This is a genomic window from Sphingobium chlorophenolicum (genome assembly GCF_000722875.1).
GTDB lineage: Bacteria > Pseudomonadota > Alphaproteobacteria > Sphingomonadales > Sphingomonadaceae > Sphingobium > Sphingobium chlorophenolicum.
In genome coordinates, this window is sequence record NZ_JFHR01000002.1 from 159865 (window position 1) to 177412 (window position 17548).

At 59.4% G+C, this 17548-nt stretch carries 19 protein-coding genes and 1 pseudogene; 13 read left to right on the top strand and 7 right to left on the bottom strand.

Annotated elements, in window-relative coordinates; translation table 11 throughout:
- Positions 1–12: 12 nt before the first annotated feature.
- The 4 genes from BV95_RS02380 to BV95_RS02385 are packed head-to-tail and all read right to left on the bottom strand — an operon-like array spanning position 13 to position 2985.
- Complete coding sequence (locus tag BV95_RS02380) at positions 13–1146, bottom strand: hypothetical protein (RefSeq protein ID WP_037447017.1); 1134 nt, start codon at positions 1144–1146, stop codon at positions 13–15.
- The gene (locus BV95_RS22905) at positions 1139–1765 is read right to left on the bottom strand and encodes an Nmad2 family putative nucleotide modification protein (RefSeq protein ID WP_081873247.1); all 627 of its coding nucleotides are present in this window, start codon (positions 1763–1765) and stop codon (positions 1139–1141) included. Before BV95_RS22905 ends, BV95_RS02380 begins: the two co-directional genes overlap by 8 nt.
- An 8-nt stretch (positions 1766–1773) precedes the next feature.
- Positions 1774–2250, bottom strand: coding sequence for a TIR domain-containing protein (locus tag BV95_RS22910; protein WP_081873248.1), 477 nt, complete (start codon positions 2248–2250; stop codon positions 1774–1776).
- Positions 2251–2298: 48 nt separating this feature from the next.
- Entirely contained in the window at positions 2299–2985 is a 687-nt protein-coding gene (locus tag BV95_RS02385; RefSeq protein WP_051749588.1) for a hypothetical protein, read from the bottom strand.
- 449 nt (positions 2986–3434) lie between these two features.
- On the opposite strand from BV95_RS02385, the gene BV95_RS02390 reads away from it, so the two are divergent.
- The 5 genes from BV95_RS02390 (at position 3435) to BV95_RS02410 (ending at position 5980) form a co-directional block, all read left to right on the top strand.
- Positions 3435–4193 (top strand): hypothetical protein, encoded by a 759-nt coding sequence (locus BV95_RS02390; RefSeq protein ID WP_037446887.1) that lies wholly within the window; start codon positions 3435–3437, stop codon positions 4191–4193.
- Positions 4190–4840, top strand: a complete 651-nt coding sequence (locus BV95_RS02395) for a DUF4230 domain-containing protein (protein ID WP_037446890.1) — start codon at positions 4190–4192, stop codon at positions 4838–4840. Before BV95_RS02390 ends, BV95_RS02395 begins: the two co-directional genes overlap by 4 nt.
- Entirely contained in the window at positions 4837–5112 is a 276-nt protein-coding gene (locus BV95_RS02400; protein ID WP_037446893.1) for a hypothetical protein, read from the top strand. The genes BV95_RS02395 and BV95_RS02400 overlap by 4 nt, the downstream gene beginning before the upstream one ends.
- Positions 5113–5190: 78 nt before the next feature.
- On the top strand, positions 5191–5535 hold the full coding sequence (locus tag BV95_RS02405; RefSeq protein WP_037446896.1) for a hypothetical protein: 345 nt from the start codon (positions 5191–5193) through the stop codon (positions 5533–5535).
- A complete protein-coding gene (locus BV95_RS02410) occupies positions 5528–5980 on the top strand; it encodes a hypothetical protein (protein WP_156483455.1) in 453 nt (150 codons plus the stop codon). The genes BV95_RS02405 and BV95_RS02410 overlap by 8 nt, the downstream gene beginning before the upstream one ends.
- A gap of 72 nt (positions 5981–6052) precedes the next feature.
- Here BV95_RS02410 and BV95_RS23380 read toward each other — a convergent pair whose 3' ends face one another.
- Entirely contained in the window at positions 6053–6355 is a 303-nt protein-coding gene (locus BV95_RS23380; protein ID WP_156028529.1) for a hypothetical protein, read from the bottom strand.
- A gap of 486 nt (positions 6356–6841) precedes the next feature.
- Here BV95_RS23380 and BV95_RS22600 point away from each other — a divergent pair, with 486 nt between their 5' ends.
- From BV95_RS22600 to BV95_RS22915, 3 genes and pseudogenes are all read left to right on the top strand, one after another.
- Positions 6842–8239, top strand: a complete 1398-nt coding sequence (locus BV95_RS22600; RefSeq protein WP_214442603.1) for an AAA family ATPase — start codon at positions 6842–6844, stop codon at positions 8237–8239.
- Positions 8240–8463: 224 nt separating this feature from the next.
- The gene (locus tag BV95_RS02420) at positions 8464–9645 is read left to right on the top strand and encodes a tyrosine-type recombinase/integrase (RefSeq protein WP_037446902.1); all 1182 of its coding nucleotides are present in this window, start codon (positions 8464–8466) and stop codon (positions 9643–9645) included.
- Positions 9646–9945: 300 nt separating this feature from the next.
- Positions 9946–10065: pseudogene (locus BV95_RS22915) on the top strand (S-adenosylmethionine:tRNA ribosyltransferase-isomerase); the annotation flags it as partial.
- Positions 10066–10207: 142 nt separating this feature from the next.
- Here BV95_RS22915 and BV95_RS02425 read toward each other — a convergent pair.
- Positions 10208–11131 (bottom strand): LysR family transcriptional regulator, encoded by a 924-nt coding sequence (locus tag BV95_RS02425; protein WP_234703083.1) that lies wholly within the window; start codon positions 11129–11131, stop codon positions 10208–10210.
- 86 nt (positions 11132–11217) lie between these two features.
- Here BV95_RS02425 and BV95_RS02430 point away from each other — a divergent pair, with 86 nt between their 5' ends.
- The gene (locus BV95_RS02430) at positions 11218–12363 is read left to right on the top strand and encodes an isovaleryl-CoA dehydrogenase (protein WP_037446905.1); all 1146 of its coding nucleotides are present in this window, start codon (positions 11218–11220) and stop codon (positions 12361–12363) included.
- A gap of 10 nt (positions 12364–12373) precedes the next feature.
- Here BV95_RS02430 and BV95_RS02435 read toward each other — a convergent pair whose 3' ends face one another.
- Entirely contained in the window at positions 12374–12712 is a 339-nt protein-coding gene (locus BV95_RS02435) for a DMT family protein (RefSeq protein WP_037446909.1), read from the bottom strand.
- A gap of 45 nt (positions 12713–12757) precedes the next feature.
- Here BV95_RS02435 and BV95_RS02440 point away from each other — a divergent pair, with 45 nt between their 5' ends.
- From BV95_RS02440 to BV95_RS02455, 4 genes are read left to right on the top strand one after another with little or no spacing between them, the layout of a single operon-like run.
- Positions 12758–14359, top strand: coding sequence for a carboxyl transferase domain-containing protein (locus BV95_RS02440; RefSeq protein WP_037446911.1), 1602 nt, complete (start codon positions 12758–12760; stop codon positions 14357–14359).
- Positions 14356–16236 (top strand): acetyl/propionyl/methylcrotonyl-CoA carboxylase subunit alpha, encoded by a 1881-nt coding sequence (locus BV95_RS02445; RefSeq protein WP_037446914.1) that lies wholly within the window; start codon positions 14356–14358, stop codon positions 16234–16236. The genes BV95_RS02440 and BV95_RS02445 overlap by 4 nt, the downstream gene beginning before the upstream one ends.
- Entirely contained in the window at positions 16236–16688 is a 453-nt protein-coding gene (locus BV95_RS02450; protein ID WP_037446917.1) for a MaoC family dehydratase, read from the top strand. The genes BV95_RS02445 and BV95_RS02450 overlap by 1 nt, the downstream gene beginning before the upstream one ends.
- Positions 16685–17521: an HpcH/HpaI aldolase/citrate lyase family protein gene (locus BV95_RS02455; protein ID WP_037446919.1), complete on the top strand. Its 837-nt coding sequence runs from the start codon at positions 16685–16687 to the stop codon at positions 17519–17521. The genes BV95_RS02450 and BV95_RS02455 overlap by 4 nt, the downstream gene beginning before the upstream one ends.
- The last annotated feature ends 27 nt before the right edge of the window (positions 17522–17548 follow it).

The window sequence follows — 17548 nt, forward strand, 5'->3', positions numbered from 1 at the left end:
GGAAATCCCTCGTCAGAGGGGCCTATAGCCTATTGTCCTTTTGATGCGATCCCCGATCACGACACCGCCCTTGTTTGCTCGAACCTGCCGGAACACAGCATACCCGTCGAGAATGGCTCGTTCCCAAAGATTAAGCGGGCAATGTTCAACTTCATAGCCACGGACGAAATCTGCAATGGTCTTGAGCATATCAAAAGAAACGGATTGTTGATCTTCCAAGAAATTCAAATCTTTGGCGCGCGAGAAAATCCAAGCGGTTAACCCTTCTTCGACAACAATCGCGCGTCCTCCATCCTGCGCCTCGTCAATTCTCTTGTCGCTTTTACGTTTTTGTTTAATTAAGGCTCGCATTACTGGAGACCAATGTAATATGGCCGCATGAGCGAAATGAAAAACGTCATGAAATCTATAATCGTCCGATTTGTGGATATTATCGGTCAAAGGATCGCCTACGAAAACTCCATTCAACCGCAAATAACATTGTCCGCTTTTGCGCTGAGTTATCTCGATTTCAAATTTGTCTGGAAGACGCTCCTCTTCCTTAAATTGAGAGTCAAAGGTCGGTAGTGTGGATGTATCGGGGGCAACGAACCGACCTCTTGTTTTTGTAATATTGCTGCGAGCTACATCACCAAAGGATAGGCCCGACACCTGAATGGCTTTTAGATAGCAGTCGATAAAGGGAACAAGAACGGCTTCGGGGTTTGTTGGATCGCTTGCGAGACGGAGTAGGCGCGAAACTGCTTCGCCCAAGGTGAGGAGGGCTGGATCTAGCGCCATGACCTGACGCGGAATCACAATCCGAGCGAGAGTGCCGTTTTCCATGTCGCTTGCAGCAAGAATGGAGGAGTAATCATCGGTGGAAATCGCTGCGCTAAGCAATTCCTCCAGCGACAATTCCAAACGGCGGCAAAGGGCAGCTAAGTACCATAGCGTGTCCCCAAACTCTTCCTCGACCATCAGCCGATAGCCGACGAAGACCTCTTTTTCGCGATGATGTTTTTTGGCGGCCGTCATTATTCCGCCAACTTCGCCAAACAGCCCGAATAGCACCGGGCCGATATCCTCGGGCATTTTGTCGGTTGGAGCAACCTGTCGAAGATATTCGTCTATAAGTAAGGTTGAATGGGTGTTGCGGTTAGCCATCTTCGAGTACCCAATCGAGCGGTCTGCCATAATAGCCTGGATCACCAAAGGTTCGGAGCCATCCTATGAACTCGGCAATCCAATCATCATCGTCCAGCCGCTTCCGTTGCCTGACCTTCCGGCACAGATCGTATCGCGAAGCATCTCGGAACTGCGCGGGAATGTGGGGGCCTTCGCCACCAAAATAGTAATAATCATTACTAATCAATACCCTATCTGTCCCGGTGTCACGATTCACGTGCTCAGGTCTGAGTGAGCCATCCGGATTTGTGTGGAACGAGTCCATCTGCAGCCACCGACTGTCATCATCGGAACGAAAGTAAATGTTATCGCCACAACTTTGCTTACGGCTACCTCGCCGTAAAGGGCGCTTTCGCGTGAAACGAGGATCGCCCCAGTACGAACGGAAATCAGTCGTCTCCGTAACCTTCATTGCATGCACAATGCGGGTTCCTCGATTGCGGGCCTTATTTGCGCTCCCGGTGCCCACAATCCAGTCATTGATCGCCGCAGCCTTCCTAATTGTCGGCTTGCAAGTCGCAAGGGTGCAATATCCATAAAATGGATTCGGTGCAAAACCGCTATCGTAGCGTACTACGTATGAAAACAAGCGGGCCATGTTCTAGATTAGCCGCAAGGGTGGCGAGTGATGGGTCGAACGTCGCATGAACCGCCATCTGGCTTTTCCCAGACGTCGCCTTGCCCATTGATCGCATCAATTATCGAATTACCGTGCCAGCCAACGACAGCGTCCGCGTAGTTATTGAGCGCTTCCGGTAGATCGCAATCTTTCGTGCCATGTTCCCACACGCCCACAATGCGTTTTCCCATTTTGTGAGCGTATTCAATTTCCCAATTAACCCACTTGCTATCCTTAGTGGCGGGGGAAACATATACGACCAGCGTACCTGCCCAATTTATCTGCGGCGCAAGAATATCTGATTTAATGTACGCCTCTGATTTGGCATTATTAGGATTGCTGGAATTTATTGAAGAATCTCGGATGGTCATGCCATTCTTGGCGAGGAGGGTTTTGATTTTGCCAAGCCCGGCGTCATCCTCATGGACGTGGCTAATGAAAACATTTTTTGTTTGGTCGGCCATCGATACGCCCCCATATTCCCGTTCTGTTCCAGAATATGGACAATTTTATCAGTCTTTCAAGACCAAATTGTGCATACGAGCACGATACTTTATTAGAGCGCCGTTGACTCTCTCCATATCGGCCTTCAGTTCTTCAAATTTGGGGAATTTCGCCTGTATGAGCTGAGGATCGAGTATTTCCTCGCCATTTTCTTCGTCGTACCGTCTTAGTTCCCGATCGTACCAATGGCGGAAGCGAGCCTGCCATCTCGTCAGGTGTGGACGAAGCCCTTCATTTAATACTTCGATCGACAACCGAATGATTTTTTGGGTGCTATCTCGCCTTACCTTCTGGGCGGGAATTCCTTTCACGAGTTCGCGGGTGACTGTAAAAAAGCCAAACCACGAATCATAAACTTCCGAGATCACATCATTCTCGAAATCGATGGGCAGGCCAATCTTCCTGGTGCTCAACTCCACCCAAATTGCATAGGCGACCTGTTTGTCAGTCATATTGGGTTTGAACGTGAATTTTTGATCGCCGATCCCGAAATCCGCCTGATCGATTTCGAAGTTTTTGAACGCGAACCCGCCCGCAAAAATCCGCCATCCAATAAGTGCTACAATTATTATTGCGCCGACCGTCATCAGCCAAATGCTGGCAGAGAGAACGAAGGCGTGCTCCGTGCCGTCCCAAACAATGGAAAGGATAGGTGTTGAGGAGGCGGTCGCAGGTGGCGGAGGCGTATTGCTCATGGCGATTTTCTATGTGCAGCATCGCCGTATGTCACGCATCCTCTCGCGCAAAATCCGTCATCTTATATGAACAGGCGAAATCAAACGCCTATTGCGAAGCTGCTCTAATCCCGCCAGAAAAGCTCTGCCCTCCGTGAAAGCCGGAGGGTGGGGCGTGGAAACCCCTTTTGAAGCAACTCGGTCGCCAGATTTTGGAGGCCGGGTGGCATGCGCGCATGTCCAGTCGGTTCTGCCGATAAAGGCGCATGCGCTCGTTGCTTCAGCGGGTTTCCAACATCCGGCTTCGGCCGTCGCTCCGAGAGGTACATAGGGCGACGCGAGGTTGAAGCCGAAGGCCGCTCTCCAGGCGTGAGGGGGCGAGCAGTGAATTATCCACAGCCATAGCGATGCTGCCTGTTCAGCCATGCCCGTCCGGGTTCGGTTCAATCCTCTATGCATGGGAAACGAACATGAAACGCAAACCTGCAAAGCGGCAGCGCTTCGAATTGCTGAAAGCGCTGGCCCTCTTCCTCTTCATCAGTCTGGCTGTCGATAGTCTCCGCGCCCAAGCCGCTGCCAATCCCCCCGAAGTGCAAAAGGCGCTAGAGGTAGCCGCATCACGGGTGAGGGGCCGTGACGACGGTACAGTCAAGGTGGTTGACGCCGTCATTGGCGATCACTCGCTGGAAATACGTTATCAGCCATCCGCCGGTGTGGAGCGGGCAGTTGCAGCGGAAAAGGCCAAATCGACGGCTGCGACATGGGCGAAGGCCATGTGTGCGTCTGACTCTATACCTGACTTCTTGCGCAGAACCGGGACCAAGCTCGCTGTTACCTTTGAAACGACGCCCGGCGTCTATGAGGTGCAAAGCAGCGTGGATGCGAATTCCTGCCCGCACATCGGGACCACGCCCATCCGATACATCAAGAAGATGCCGCTATATGCCAAGCCCTCCAAAGAAGCCGCTGAAATACTGATAGATTCGTACCTTCGGGCCAATCTGCGGGATTATGATTCCGCCAAAGTAAGGTGTGGTGAGCTATCTGGCGCGGTCAGAGTTACTTACATGTACTTCAAAAAGATTTATGGTTACCTGAAGCAATGTGATGTCAACGCCAAGAACGGGTATGGGGGTTACACTGGCTTTCAAAGCCGGTGGTATTATTTCAATGGCCCTGACTTTCTAGAGTTCGAGACTGATCCTCAACCAAGGCCGATTGAGGAATGAGTGGCAACGGCATTTCCCTAACGGCTGGAGGCGTTGCGTGTCTTTGTGCTTTCGGCGCGGGCTACTGGGTCGCGCCAAGGGAACTCCTCGACAACGAGGTAGTCCACAGGGGCTTTTTCCGCACGGACACGAGAAAGGTGCTGTCGGCCACCGTTGAAAGCCTGCGCCTGGACAACAAGCTGTTGGTGTTCTCGTACAAAGGCGCGGCCGATGTGCAAGTCACCCGCTCCCGCTGGATCATCTTCGAAGGGCGGCAGCAGCTCAGAGTCCCGGCGGTCGTAAACTACTACATCGACCTCTCGAAGCTGAGCATGGCCAACGTCGCGTTCGATGAACAGGCGAAGCTGGTGACGGTGAAGCTGCCGCCGCTCGAAATGGGTGACGTAGCCTTCCAGCCGGAGAACGCCACCACCATCAATGGGGGCCTTCTCACCTTCAGCGAAGATGAAGTCGAGGAATTGCGCAAGCTCAACTACGCGAACGCACGAAGGGCGATGATCAAGCAGGCTCAAGGAAAGGGGCTGATTGACGTAGCCAAAAACAACGCCCGAACAAACATACAGACCTACTTTGAAATTCCACTCCGCATCGCCGGACAGTCAGACGTGAAGGTCATCGCGGCATTTGAAGGAAAGGAAAAAATATGATTGCTTTGCTTATGATGCTTGCGGCTCCACAGGCCGAGGACGTGACGGAGTGCATCGATCGGCTCATCACCAAAAACTACAGCCAGAAAGTGCCTGCCGCACCGTTGGCGCGAAAGATCACCAACACCTGCATGGCACCTATGGCACCGCCGCCCGAGTTGAAGGAAATCACGGCGATGAAATGGAAGCAGACGCAGGACAAGATGTTTCTGATCGTACTCGACGGGATCAATAATGCCCGCGCTGAAAAGGGTATAACCCTGAAACACTGACATCCTTCCCTATTAACCAAATTGACCCGTTCGGACCAGTTCCGGGCGGGTTTTTCTTTGTCCGGAAAGGACGCACCTATGATTATCCTCAACCATGCGGATGCCTATCACGGCGATCTTGCTGATGTGCGGAATGCCCGGCTGGATCAGCTTGGCGAATACAGCGATCTTGCCACGTTCATCGTCGTGGAGCCGGGCGATCGGCCGGGAGATATAGAGCCTGATCCCACGATCAACATCGTTGACGGCCTCGCCTTCGGGCATCCCGATTTCGTTCCAAGCTTCGAGTTCTGCGAACGGCATCAGGACGGCTGGGAGCTGTGCTTCATTCTGTCCGACGACGGGTTCGGCCACATTATCTTGATCCCCCATCGGGAAGGCATCGACCCAACGCTCCTGGCCCTTTGCCGCCAATTTGGCTGAGCCATCCACCATCACCAATCGCAAGCGGCGTCCTTCGGGCGCCTTCTTTTTGGAGTCCACTATGCTCTCATTCTATGACCGCGCCTCTCTACGCCATGCCCTCAAGCTTCCGCTGCGAGCCGATCTCACGGAACTGCTGCACAAGCGCATTCACCAGATTTTCAATAATGGGCTGGCTGACCTGACGCATCTGCTCGTAATCGAAGCGGGCGACACCGAAGCTATGATGCGTCACGAAGTCGGCTTCTCGCCGCTGGAGGATGAGGGAGTGCGCTACGGATCGCCCACCTTCATCCCGCGCTGGGACATCATGCATCACCACATTGGATGGTTCGAGATGGTGTTTTGCATTGGAAACAGCGGCTTTGCTATCGTGCTGCTGATCGAGGACGCCCAGAATTCCAGTTTTCCAGATTTGCAGGCCGCGTGCCGGGCGGGAAGCTGAAAACCTGGGAAGCTGCCAGTGTGGGTCACAAAAAATGGGGCGGCATGGCGACCGCCCCAAGCCTTGGATCATTCAGTTGTTACGGGCAGGAAAGAAGCGCCCGAACTCGTCACGATCCCAGAGATAGTAGTTGGTTGAACGTCGACAAAATCGGTTCAACATATACTCAATCATAAGAGTATTGCCGAAGCCACGACGCCGGAAATAGTAGCAAAGTTCTCCCTGCGTCATCGGATTAAAAGAGATGATCGCGCGTATGTGACCTGCGATTTCGACAGCGTCTAGATGCAGAAAGGATTGATGATCATTGCCATCAGCAATCTTTACCCAAATAAGGTCAGAAGCGCTGACGACTTCGTCTATATCAAGTTTCATTAAATTACGCCTTATTCCAGAGCTATATTTAAGATGATCCTAGTTTAATTCGGATCAAATCGCCGTGGGGCGCAAAAGCTGGTGGAAGGCGAAGCCTGAAGATTAGACCGGCCGATGAAGCCGGGCAGCAGCGCATTTAGAATTAGCCGCAGCAAATTTCAAGTGGCAGCCGATATGCGATTTCACTGCTTTATCAGCCTGTCCGCAAAGGCCCGTAACCCACTGAGATACGGAGAATCTATCAAACCTGTTCACTTAGCCCATAGGGCGAATGGTTTATCGCGTCTGCATCAACCCGGTCTGGCGCTGCCGATCATGCCCATTGGGATCATCGCAACATAAAGCACGCTGACGCCTTCGCGGCTCAGTCGGAGACCTCACATGAAAACATCAAGTGCCGCCCCTCCGGGCGACATAAGCTATTGGGCGGAGTTCGGCCTAACCCTTCTTCCGCTAAAATCCTTGTCCCATTCCCCCGCTGTCGACGTGGACACATGGCTCGAAAACTACTCGCAGCCTTCAGCATTGGGCCATTTCGCATCCAACCCGCGTGATCGTGTGGGCGCGATGGTTCCCGATGGCGTCATCGGCTTCCGGGCTGCGGGACCGGGATCGGAGAGTGCCCTTGGCAAATTCCTCCAATCTCTAGATGGAGCGCCCATGCTCTGGCTTCCGGCCGGATCATTTTATCGGCTCGCTGATGGTGATAGCGTCGGCGACTGGAGGGACGCCCTTCCTGTCGGCGTCCAGGCGATTGCTCCGGGTGACACCATCGTTTTGCCTGTCGGCGACAAGCTGGAACGAGAACGTTTTGGGGGATCGCTAACTGATCTGGCGGTCATCACCCTGACTGTGGAACAGGAAGATCGCTCCACTGACGATACTGATCCTCCTGCCATGGAACTTGTGGACACTCCTCTGGCTACCATGAGCGTTCTCGGTTCTGCCGCTTCGTTTGAAGAGCGGGCGCTAAAAAGCCGTCCGCTGCTAGGCATGGTCGCCATGTCCGGTCAGGCTACCGTCTGGTATGCCGCACCTAATAGCGGCAAAACGCTTATCGCCTTGGCGCTGTTGCTGGAAGCCGTCCGCTCTGGCGGCGTCCTGGCTGGCAACGCCTATTACATCAACGCTGACGATAATGAGACGGGCATAGCGGAGAAAGCCCGCCTCCTCGATGATGCTGGCATTCACACACTCATTCCCGGTGAGAACGGGTTCGAGCCGCATATGCTGGCCGGTCAGCTTGATGAAATGGCCGCTGACGATCGTTGCCGGGGCGTCGTCGTGATTCTCGACACGGTGAAGAAGTTCGTCGACCTCATGGATAAACGGCAGACCGCTACCTTCGCCGGTTCGGTGCGTCGGTTCACTCAAAAAGGGGGCACCTGTCTTAGCCTTGCCCACACAAGGAAGAACCCCAACGCCAATGGCAAAGCGGTGTATGGTGGAACGACCGACCTCATAGAAGACAGCGACGCGGTCTATTTGCTGAGCGAAGCGGTCGATGTCGAAGCTACCGGCGAGAAAATCGTTCAATTTGAAAGCAAAAAGAGGCGAGGCGGTGGTGCTGAACAGGCTTACGCCTTCGCAGCCAACCCTGAATCCTACGATGAACTTCTCGCTTCGGTCCGCTTGGTCGACGCCGATCAGATGGAGCGCATCACGGCAAAGGCGCGGGAAGCCGATGACCAGACCATAGTGGACATGGTCTTCACCTGCATCACCGAGGGCATCGATAAAAAGATGTTCCTAGCTGTAGCCGTGGCCGAACGCCTCAAGATCAGCAGGCGCGCCGCCGTCCAAGTTATCGAACGGTACGAAGGCAACCTGTGGACCTATTCGGTGCAGGCGCGCGGCGCGAAAGTCTATCGCATCGGCGACTAATGTTGTGGCCCCATCGGCGGCAGGTTTTCAGCTTTCTGTGCTCCTCGCGAGCGCAGCGGGCAGCGGAAACCTGTCGTCGGGGGCAGGGCGGCCACGAGGCATTGGTGATTTGCCGTTTTGCCAAAGCCAGCAGCCCCGACCCGACCGCCCCGCATCTCCACCCCCATCCGGCCCCGGCGACGTCTGGCGGCCCTGAACTATCGTGACTTTTGAAAGGAAATCTCATGACTGTAGCCAAGCTCGATCAAACGCTTGTGATGACCACCTTCTGCCCGCCCGGTGAGAGGATGGTGAAGCTGGTCGATACGGCCATTCCGGGCTTCATTGTTGAAATCTATCCAAGCGGAACGAAAACCTACGCGCTCCGATACAAGAACAAGTTCAAGAAGCAGAAACAGCACAAGCTGGGTTACGCCTCCGACATCACCTGCGAACAGGCTCGGAAGCTGGCGCAGAAGGCGAAGGCGCGAGTCGTTATGGGCGAAGACCCAGCCGAAGAACGGGCGGTGACGCGGCGCATTCCAACGATCGCTGAATTGGCAGAGCGCTACCTTGAATATGCCCGCACCTACAAACGCAGCCATGACATTGACGAACGGTATCTGCGCAATCACGTCCTGCCCAAGTTCGGGAAGCGGCACCTGACGGAACTGGATCAGGTGGAAATCCTTGAATGGCTGGACGCCAAGGTGCGCGTCGATGGCTACGCTCAGGCTACGGTCAACCGTTGGCAGGTGATCCTGGGGCACATGTATCGCATGGCCAAGAAATGGGGCCTTCCCGGTTCAGACCGGAACCCCTTGGAAGGCGTGCCACAGAAAGCCTGCAACAACGAGATCGAGCGATTTTTGACGGCCGAGGAGACGCGGCGGCTTCAGGACGCTGTGGAGGCCAGCCCGAACACGCAGTTGAAATACATTGTTGCCTTGCTGCTCCTGACCGGGTGCCGCAAGCGTGAACTCCTGGACGCCAAATGGGATGAATTCCATCTGGACCGTCAAACGTGGCGCATCCCCATGCAACGGGCGAAGACCCGAAAAACTCGGCACGTCCCGCTTTCGGACGCAGCCATGGAAGTGCTGGCGCAGGTGCCTCGGTTCGAGGGCTGTCCTTATGTCATCCCGAACCCGGCAACGCTGGAGCCTTATGGCTCTGTCTTCCACGCTTGGGATAAGGCGCGGAAAGCGGCTGGTCTTCCAGATGTTCGAATGCACGACCTCCGCCATTCGGCCGCGAGTAACCTCGTGAACAGCGGCCAGTCGTTGTACGTTGTTGGATCGATTCTGGGCCATGCTCAGACGAAGACGACAGCTCGGTATGCTCATTTGGCGAATGAGACGCTGCTGGCGGCGGCCAACGCGGCGGCCGGTCACATGGGGACGGATTGGGCCAGAAAAACGAACTGACCGCGACATCCTCCGGCCGTTCCTTTCGTTGCAACACAGCGACGAGAGGGGCGGTCGGGCTATGCTCGATCGACGGCGGCCAAGCGGGAAAACAGCTGAGAACCGCAGGACAGGGGCCGATGGGTGTTGGGTGGGGCGAACCTGATCTCCCCTTTGTCAACAAAATGGGGCAGCTTTTGGCGACCGTGCAAAACGGACAGTGGGCGCTGATGGGAGTTTGATGGGGAGGGGCGAAAATCCACCCGGAAACTGAGAAATTTGCGTTACGTTTCTTCAACTTTTTTGCCGATATGGTTAATTTTGTTCATGCTGGTCAGCGCGCTGATGGGTCGGGAACGCATGCAGGCGGCCTATGACCATGCGATTGCGCAGGGCTATCGCTTCTACAGCTACGGGGACTCCTCACTGCTGTTGCCCTGAATGGCTGCATAGGGCGAAGAGCAAACCTCTCCAATTCCTCCCCATCGAGAGATGGGGAGGGGGACCGCGCGAAGCGTGGTGGAGGGGAAGATACGCAGGTCATGCCATTTCCCCTCCACCAGCCTTCGGCCGTCGAAGAGAGTCACGTGCCTCTCTTCGACCCTCTCCACGCTTCGCGCAGGGAGGATTCAGCACCCCCCACATCCTTATCCCCCAAAACCCCCGCCAAAGCCTCCAGCACCGGCGTCCCGCGAAGCGCCGCCGCCCGCGCCCCATAAAGAAACCCCACGCGCCGCCGTTCCCCAAAATCCTTCAGCGCCACCCGCACCATGCCGGGCCAGCGATAGCTGTTCGGCATCACCGTGATGCCCAATCCCGCCGCGACCATCTGCATCACCCGCTCGTCATTGGTCGAGCGGAAGGCGAAATGGGGCCGCACCCCGCGATCGACGAAATAGCGGCTGGTGGCCGAAAGCGCCTCGCAATGGCGACGGACGATCATGGTTTCGGCCGCCAGTTCCTCCGCCGTGACCATCGCCTGCCCCGCCAGCCGGTGGCTGTTCGCCATGGCGATGCCATAGCCCTCTTCTATAATCGCCTGCGTCGAGAAACGGTCCACGCCCGGCCGGATCAGCGTCAGCGCCACATCGATCCGCTCCGCATCCAGCCGCCCCAGCAATTCGCGCTCGCTACCGGGAATGAACTCGATCCGCCCCTCCCGGGCGGGCGAGCACCCCGCGACGGCGCGGGCCACCATCTCTCCCGATATGCTCAGCAGCACGCCGATCCGCAGCACCGGCGCCTGCTCTGCCCTTTCCCCAGCCAGTTCGGCCAGGTTGAACTCCCGCTCGATCCGCCGGGCATGGGTCAGCAGCCGTGCCCCCGCCTCGGTCAGTTCCACCCGCTGGTTGCTGCGCAGGAACAGCGGCGCGCCGACCGCCTGCTCCAGCTTGGCGATGCCCACCGACAGCGTCGGTTGCGACACCAGGCAATGGGCGGCAGCGCGGGAGAAATTGCCCTGGTCCACGACGGCCAGGAAATAGCGGAGCAGATAGCGTTCGATCATAGACAGAAACTATACACTATCCCGCGCCATTTCAATTTTTCTCAACCAGCATTGCAGGTTAGGATGCGCGCCAAGGAGAGTTCGCCATGCCCGACTTCGATTTCGCCCTGGGTGAAAATGCGGAGATGATCCGCGAAACGACGGCCCGCTTCGCCGCCGACCGCATTGCTCCGCTGGCGGCGGAGATCGACGCCAAGGATTGGTTTCCCCGCGATTTATGGCCCGAAATGGGCGCACTCGGCCTGCACGGCGTCACCGTGGACGAAGCGGACGGCGGTTTGGGTCTCGGCTATCTGGAGCATGTGGTCGCGCAGGAAGAGGTGGCGCGGGCATCGGCCTCCATCGGCCTCAGCTATGGCGCGCACTCCAATCTCTGCGTTAACCAGATCCGTCGCTGGGCCACGCCGGAGCAAAAGGCCCGCTACCTGCCCAAACTCATTTCCGGCGAACATGTCGGCTCGCTCGCCATGTCGGAGGCAGGCGCAGGGTCGGACGTCGTTTCGATGAAGCTGCGCGCCGAAAAGCGGGGCGACCGCTATATCCTCAACGGCACGAAATTCTGGATCACCAACGCGACTTATGCGGACACGCTCGTCGTCTATGCCAAGACCGGCGAAGGCGCACGCGGCATCACCGCCTTCCTGATCGAAAAGGGCTATAAGGGCTTCTCCATCGGCCAGAAGATCGACAAGGTGGGCATGCGCGGTTCCCCCACCGCCGAACTGGTCTTCGACGATTGCGAAGTGCCGGAGGAAAATATCATGGGCCCGCTCAACGGCGGCGTCGGCGTGCTGATGTCGGGCCTGGATTATGAGCGGGCGGTGCTGTCCGGCATCCAGCTCGGCATCATGCAGGCCTGCCTCGACGTGGTGCTGCCCTATGTGCGCGAACGCAAGCAGTTCGGCCAGCCCATCGGCGCCTTCCAACTCATGCAGGCCAAGGTGGCGGACATGTATGTCGCGCTCAATAGTGCGCGGGCCTATGTCTATGCCGTGGCGCAGGCCTGCGACCGGGGCAAGACCACCCGCTTCGACGCGGCGGGCGCGATCCTGCTGGCCAGCGAAAATGCGATGAAGGTCTCGCTGGAGGCGGTGCAGGCGCTGGGCGGCGCTGGCTATACGAAGGACTGGCCGGTCGAACGCTACATGCGCGACGCCAAGCTGCTCGACATCGGCGCGGGCACGAACGAAATCCGCCGCATGCTGATCGGTCGCGAACTGATCGGCGCGTGAATGTGATCTTTCAGGACCGCCCCACGAACAGGAAGCCCACCGCCGCCATGATGCACAGGAAAGCGGCGAGATGGCGCCAGTGCAGCGGTTCGCCCAGCACCGTCACCATGAACCCGCCGAAGACGATCAGCGCGATGGCCTCCTGCGCGATCTTGAGCTGGCCCGCGCTCCATCCGCTGGCGAAACCGATGCGGTTGGCGGGCACGGCGAAGCAATATTCGATGAAGGCGATGCCCCAACTGATCAGGATGACGGCGAACAGGGGTTTGTTCATGCCGCCCTTCAGGTGCCAATACCAGGCGGCGGTCATGAAGAGATTGGAAATGGTGAGGAGCAGGATGGTCGGCATGGATGGCCTTGGATATGCAACTGTAGGGCAGGGGAACGCAAGGGCATGAGCGCACCTGTTCTCGATACGAAACTCTCGGCGGAGGGCGAAGGTTTTCGCGCCAACGCCGCGCATAACCGCGCCCTGCGCGACGAGCTGCACGCGAAGGTCGCGCAGGCCGCGCTCGGCGGCAGCGAAGCGGCGCGGGCCAAGCATGTCGCCCGCGGCAAGCTGCTCCCCCGCGACCGGGTGGAGCGGCTGCTCGATCCGGGCAGTCCGTTTCTGGAAGTGGGCCAACTCACCGCCAACGACATGTATCATGGCGAAGTCCCCGGCGCGGGCATGATCGCGGGCATCGGCCGGGTGTCGGGACGGCAGGTGATGATCGTCTGCAACGACGCCACGGTAAAGGGCGGCACCTATTATCCGCTGACCGTGAAGAAGCACCTCCGCGCCCAGGAAATCGCGATGGAGAACCGTCTCCCCTGCGTCTATCTGGTCGACAGCGGCGGCGCGAACCTGCCGAACCAGGCGGAGGTTTTTCCCGACCGCGAACATTTCGGCCGCATCTTCTTCAATCAGGCGCAAATGTCCGCGCGGGGCATCCCCCAGATCGCCTGCGTCATGGGAAGCTGCACGGCGGGCGGCGCCTATGTCCCCGCCATGTCGGACGAAACGGTGATCGTGCGCAACCAGGGCACGATCTTCCTCGCCGGCCCGCCGCTGGTGCAGGCCGCGACGGGCGAAGTCATCTCCGCCGAAGACCTTGGCGGCGCGGAGGTCCATGGCCGCCGCTCCGGCGTGGTCGATCATGTCGCGGAAAATGACGAACATGCGCTGACCATCGTGCGCGACATCGTGTCAACGCTGCAACCGGCGCCGGAAATCGACCTCAACCTGCGCGAACCGAAGGCGCCCAAATACGACCCGGAAGAACTGTACGGCGTCATCCCGCAGGACGTCCGCGCCCCCTATGACGTGCGGGAGGTCATCGCCCGCATCGTCGACGGCAGCGAATTTCACGAATTCAAATCTCTCTACGGCACCACGCTGGTCTGCGGCTTCGCGCATATCTGGGGCATGCCCGTCGCGATCCTGGCCAATAACGGCGTGCTGTTCAGCGAAAGCGCGCAGAAGGGCGCGCATTTCATCGAACTCGCCTGCCAGCGGCGCATTCCGCTACTGTTCCTCCAGAACATCTCCGGCTTCATGGTCGGCGGCAAATATGAATCGGAGGGGATCGCCAAGCACGGCGCAAAGCTGGTGACGGCCGTCGCGACCGCCAGCGTGCCCAAGATCACCGTGCTGATCGGCGGCAGCTTCGGCGCGGGCAATTACGGCATGTGCGGCCGCGCCTACAGCCCGCGCTTCCTCTTCACCTGGCCGAACAGCCGCATTTCCGTGATGGGCGGCGAGCAGGCGGCCAGCGTGCTGGCGACCGTCCACCGCGACGCCGCCAAATGGACGCCGCAGGAGGCCGAAGCCTTCAAGACGCCGATCCGCCAGAAATATGAGGATGAGGGCAACCCCTATCACGCCACCGCCCGCCTGTGGGACGACGGCGTGATCGACCCCGCCCAGACCCGCGACGTGCTGGGCCTCGCCTTCGCCGCCACGCTCAATGCTCCAGTAGAGGAGGCGCCCCGCTTCGGGGTGTTCCGCATGTGATCCAGTCCCTGCTCATAGCCAATCGCGGCGAGATCGCCTGCCGCATCATCCGCACCGCCCGCCGCCTGGGCATCCGCACCGTCGCGGTCTATTCCGACGCCGACGCAAAGGCGCTCCACGTCCGCGAAGCCGACGAAGCCGTGCATATCGGCCCGTCCCCGGCGCGCGAATCATACCTGATCGGCGACCGCATCATCGCCGCCGCGCAGGCGACCGGCGCGCAGGCCATCCATCCCGGCTACGGCTTCCTGTCGGAAAACGCCGCCTTCGCACAGGCGGTGATCGACGCCGGCCTCATCTGGGTCGGTCCCAATCCTGCCAGCATCACCGCCATGGGCCTCAAGGACGCCGCCAAGAAGCTGATGTCCGACGCGGGCGTCCCCGTCACCCCCGGCTATCTGGGCGAGGATCAGAGCGCCGCTCGCCTGCAATCCGAAGCCGACGCCATCGGCTATCCCGTCCTGATCAAGGCGGTCGCGGGCGGCGGCGGCAAGGGCATGCGCCGCGTCGACGCGCCGGAAGCCTTCGCCGACGCGCTCCTCTCCTGCCAGCGGGAGGCGGCCTCCAGCTTCGGCAACGATCAGGTGCTGATCGAAAAATATATCCTCTCGCCCCGCCATATCGAAGTGCAGGTGTTCGGCGACAGCCACGGCCAGGTCGTCCACCTGTTCGAACGCGACTGTTCGCTCCAGCGCCGCCATCAGAAGGTGATCGAGGAAGCCCCCGCGCCCGGCATGGACGCCGCCACCCGCGAAGCCATTTGCGGCGCGGCGGTGCGCGCCGCGCAGGCGGTCGACTATGTCGGCGCAGGTACGATCGAGTTCATCGCCGACGCCAGCGAAGGCCTGCGCGCCGACCGCATCTGGTTCATGGAAATGAACACCCGCCTCCAGGTCGAACATCCGGTGACGGAGGAGATTACGGGCGTCGATCTGGTCGAATGGCAACTGCGCGTGGCGAGCGGCGAACCCCTGCCGAAAAAGCAGGAAGAACTATCGATCAACGGCCACGCCATAGAGGCCCGCCTCTATGCGGAAGACCCGGCCAAGGGTTTCCTGCCCAGCCCCGGCCGCATCGACCGGCTGCTGTTCGACGACCATGCCCGCGTGGAAACCGGCGTTGAGGCAGGCGATACCGTCAGTTCCTTCTACGACCCGATGATCGCCAAGGTCATTTGTCACGGCCCGGACCGGGAGGCGGCGCGCAATGACCTGCTCCGCTGGCTGGACGGCAGCTTCGTCGGCCCGCTACACACCAACAAGCCGTTCCTGCACGCCTGCCTGTCCATGGCCGACTTCGCTGAAGGCCGTCTCGACACCGGCCTGATCGAGCGGCAGGGGGAGGCGCTGACCGCCATTGACGGCCCGTCCGACCGCGTTCTCGCCGCCGCCGGACAGCGTTTCCGCAGCGACTGGACCGGCCGGGACGATAGGGAAGGGCTGTTCGGCTTCCGCCTCAATGCCGCGCCGAAAACCCGGATCGACCTGTTCGTGGCAGGCCGCCATGTCATCGCGGACGCCGGGTCCGGCGCGCTGCGCACGGGCCTGCGTTCCGACATGGAGCGCGACGGCACGATCATCGTCACCGAGGCCGGGCAAAGCTGGTTCTTCACGCAGAACCCGCCAGTCAAGGCAGGCGGCGCCGCCGCTTCCGACGGCGCGATCCTCTCGCCCATGCCGGGCCGCATCATCGCCGTCGCCGTTGCGAAGGGCGCCAAGGTCGCCAAGGGCCAGAAACTCGTCACGCTGGAGGCGATGAAGATGGAACATAGCCTCACCGCGCCCTTCGACGGCGTGGTGGCGGAACTGGACGCGACCGAAGGCGGTCAGGTCAGCGAAGGCACGCTGCTGGTGCTGGTGGAACGGGAGGAAGACTGATGGCGGGCCGCTTTTATGACGAATGGACCATCGGCGACCGGATCGAACATGAAATCCGCCGCACGGTGACGGAGACCGACAATCTCCTCTTCTCCACCATGACCCATAATCCACAGCCCCTGCACCTGGACGCCGAAGCCGCGAAAGCCTCCGAATTCGGCCAGATCCTCGTCAACGGCACCTTCACCTTCGCGCTGATGGTGGGCCTGTCGGTAGGCGAAACGACCTTGGGCACGCTGGTCGCCAATCTGGGCTATGACAGGCTGGTCATGCCCAAGCCCGTCTTCATCGGCGACACGATGCGGGCCGACAGCGAAGTGACCGATCTCAAGGAAAGCCGTTCCCGCCCCGAAGCGGGCATCGTGACATTCACGCATCGGCTCATTAACCAGCGGGACGAAATCGTCTGCCAATGCCTGCGCATGGCGCTGCTGAAGAAGAGGCCCGCATGAAGCTCCGCTCGCTGCTTTTCGTCCCCGCCGACCGCCCGGAACGCTTCGCCAAGGCGGCGGCCAGCGGCGCCGACGCCATCATCCTGGACCTGGAGGATTCGGTCGCCCCGGAGCGTAAGGCCTTCGGACGGGAAGCGATTGCCGAATGGCTGGCGTCCCCCCGCGATTGCACGGCCTTCGTCCGGGTGAACCCGCTGGACGGCGATCACACCCGCGCCGACCTGTCCGCCGCACTGTCCGCCGCGCCCGACGGGATCATGCTGCCCAAGGCGGAAGGGGCGGAAAGCATCCGGACCCTAATCGCCCTGGCCGACGGCGCGAACGTGCCGCCGATCCTGCCCATCGCGACGGAAACCCCCGCCGCCCTCTTCGAACTGGGCAGCTTTCGTCAGGTGCGCGACAGGCTGGCGGGCCTGACCTGGGGGGCGGAGGATCTGCCCGCATCCATCGGCGCGTCGACGTCCCGCGAGGAGGATGGCCGCTACACCGCGCCCTTTGAAATGGCGCGCAGCCTGACGCTGTTCGCCGCCCATGCCGCGGGCGTCCCCGCCATCGATACCGTCTTCCCCCGGATCGAGGCGATGGACGATCTCAAATCCTATATCGGACGAGCGCGGCGCGACGGCTTCACCGGCATGATGGCGATCCACCCGGTGCAGGTAGCCGTCATCAACGAAGGCTTCACCCCGACCGACGCGGAAATCGCGCGCGCCAGGGCCGTGGTCGACGCGTTCGCCGCCAATCCCGGCGCTGGAGTCCTGAAGCTGGACGGCAAGATGATCGACCGGCCCCACCTGGTCCAGGCGCAGCGTATTTTGGGTGCGGCGGAATGAAAAAAGACCGTTGCATGGCCGCAATCG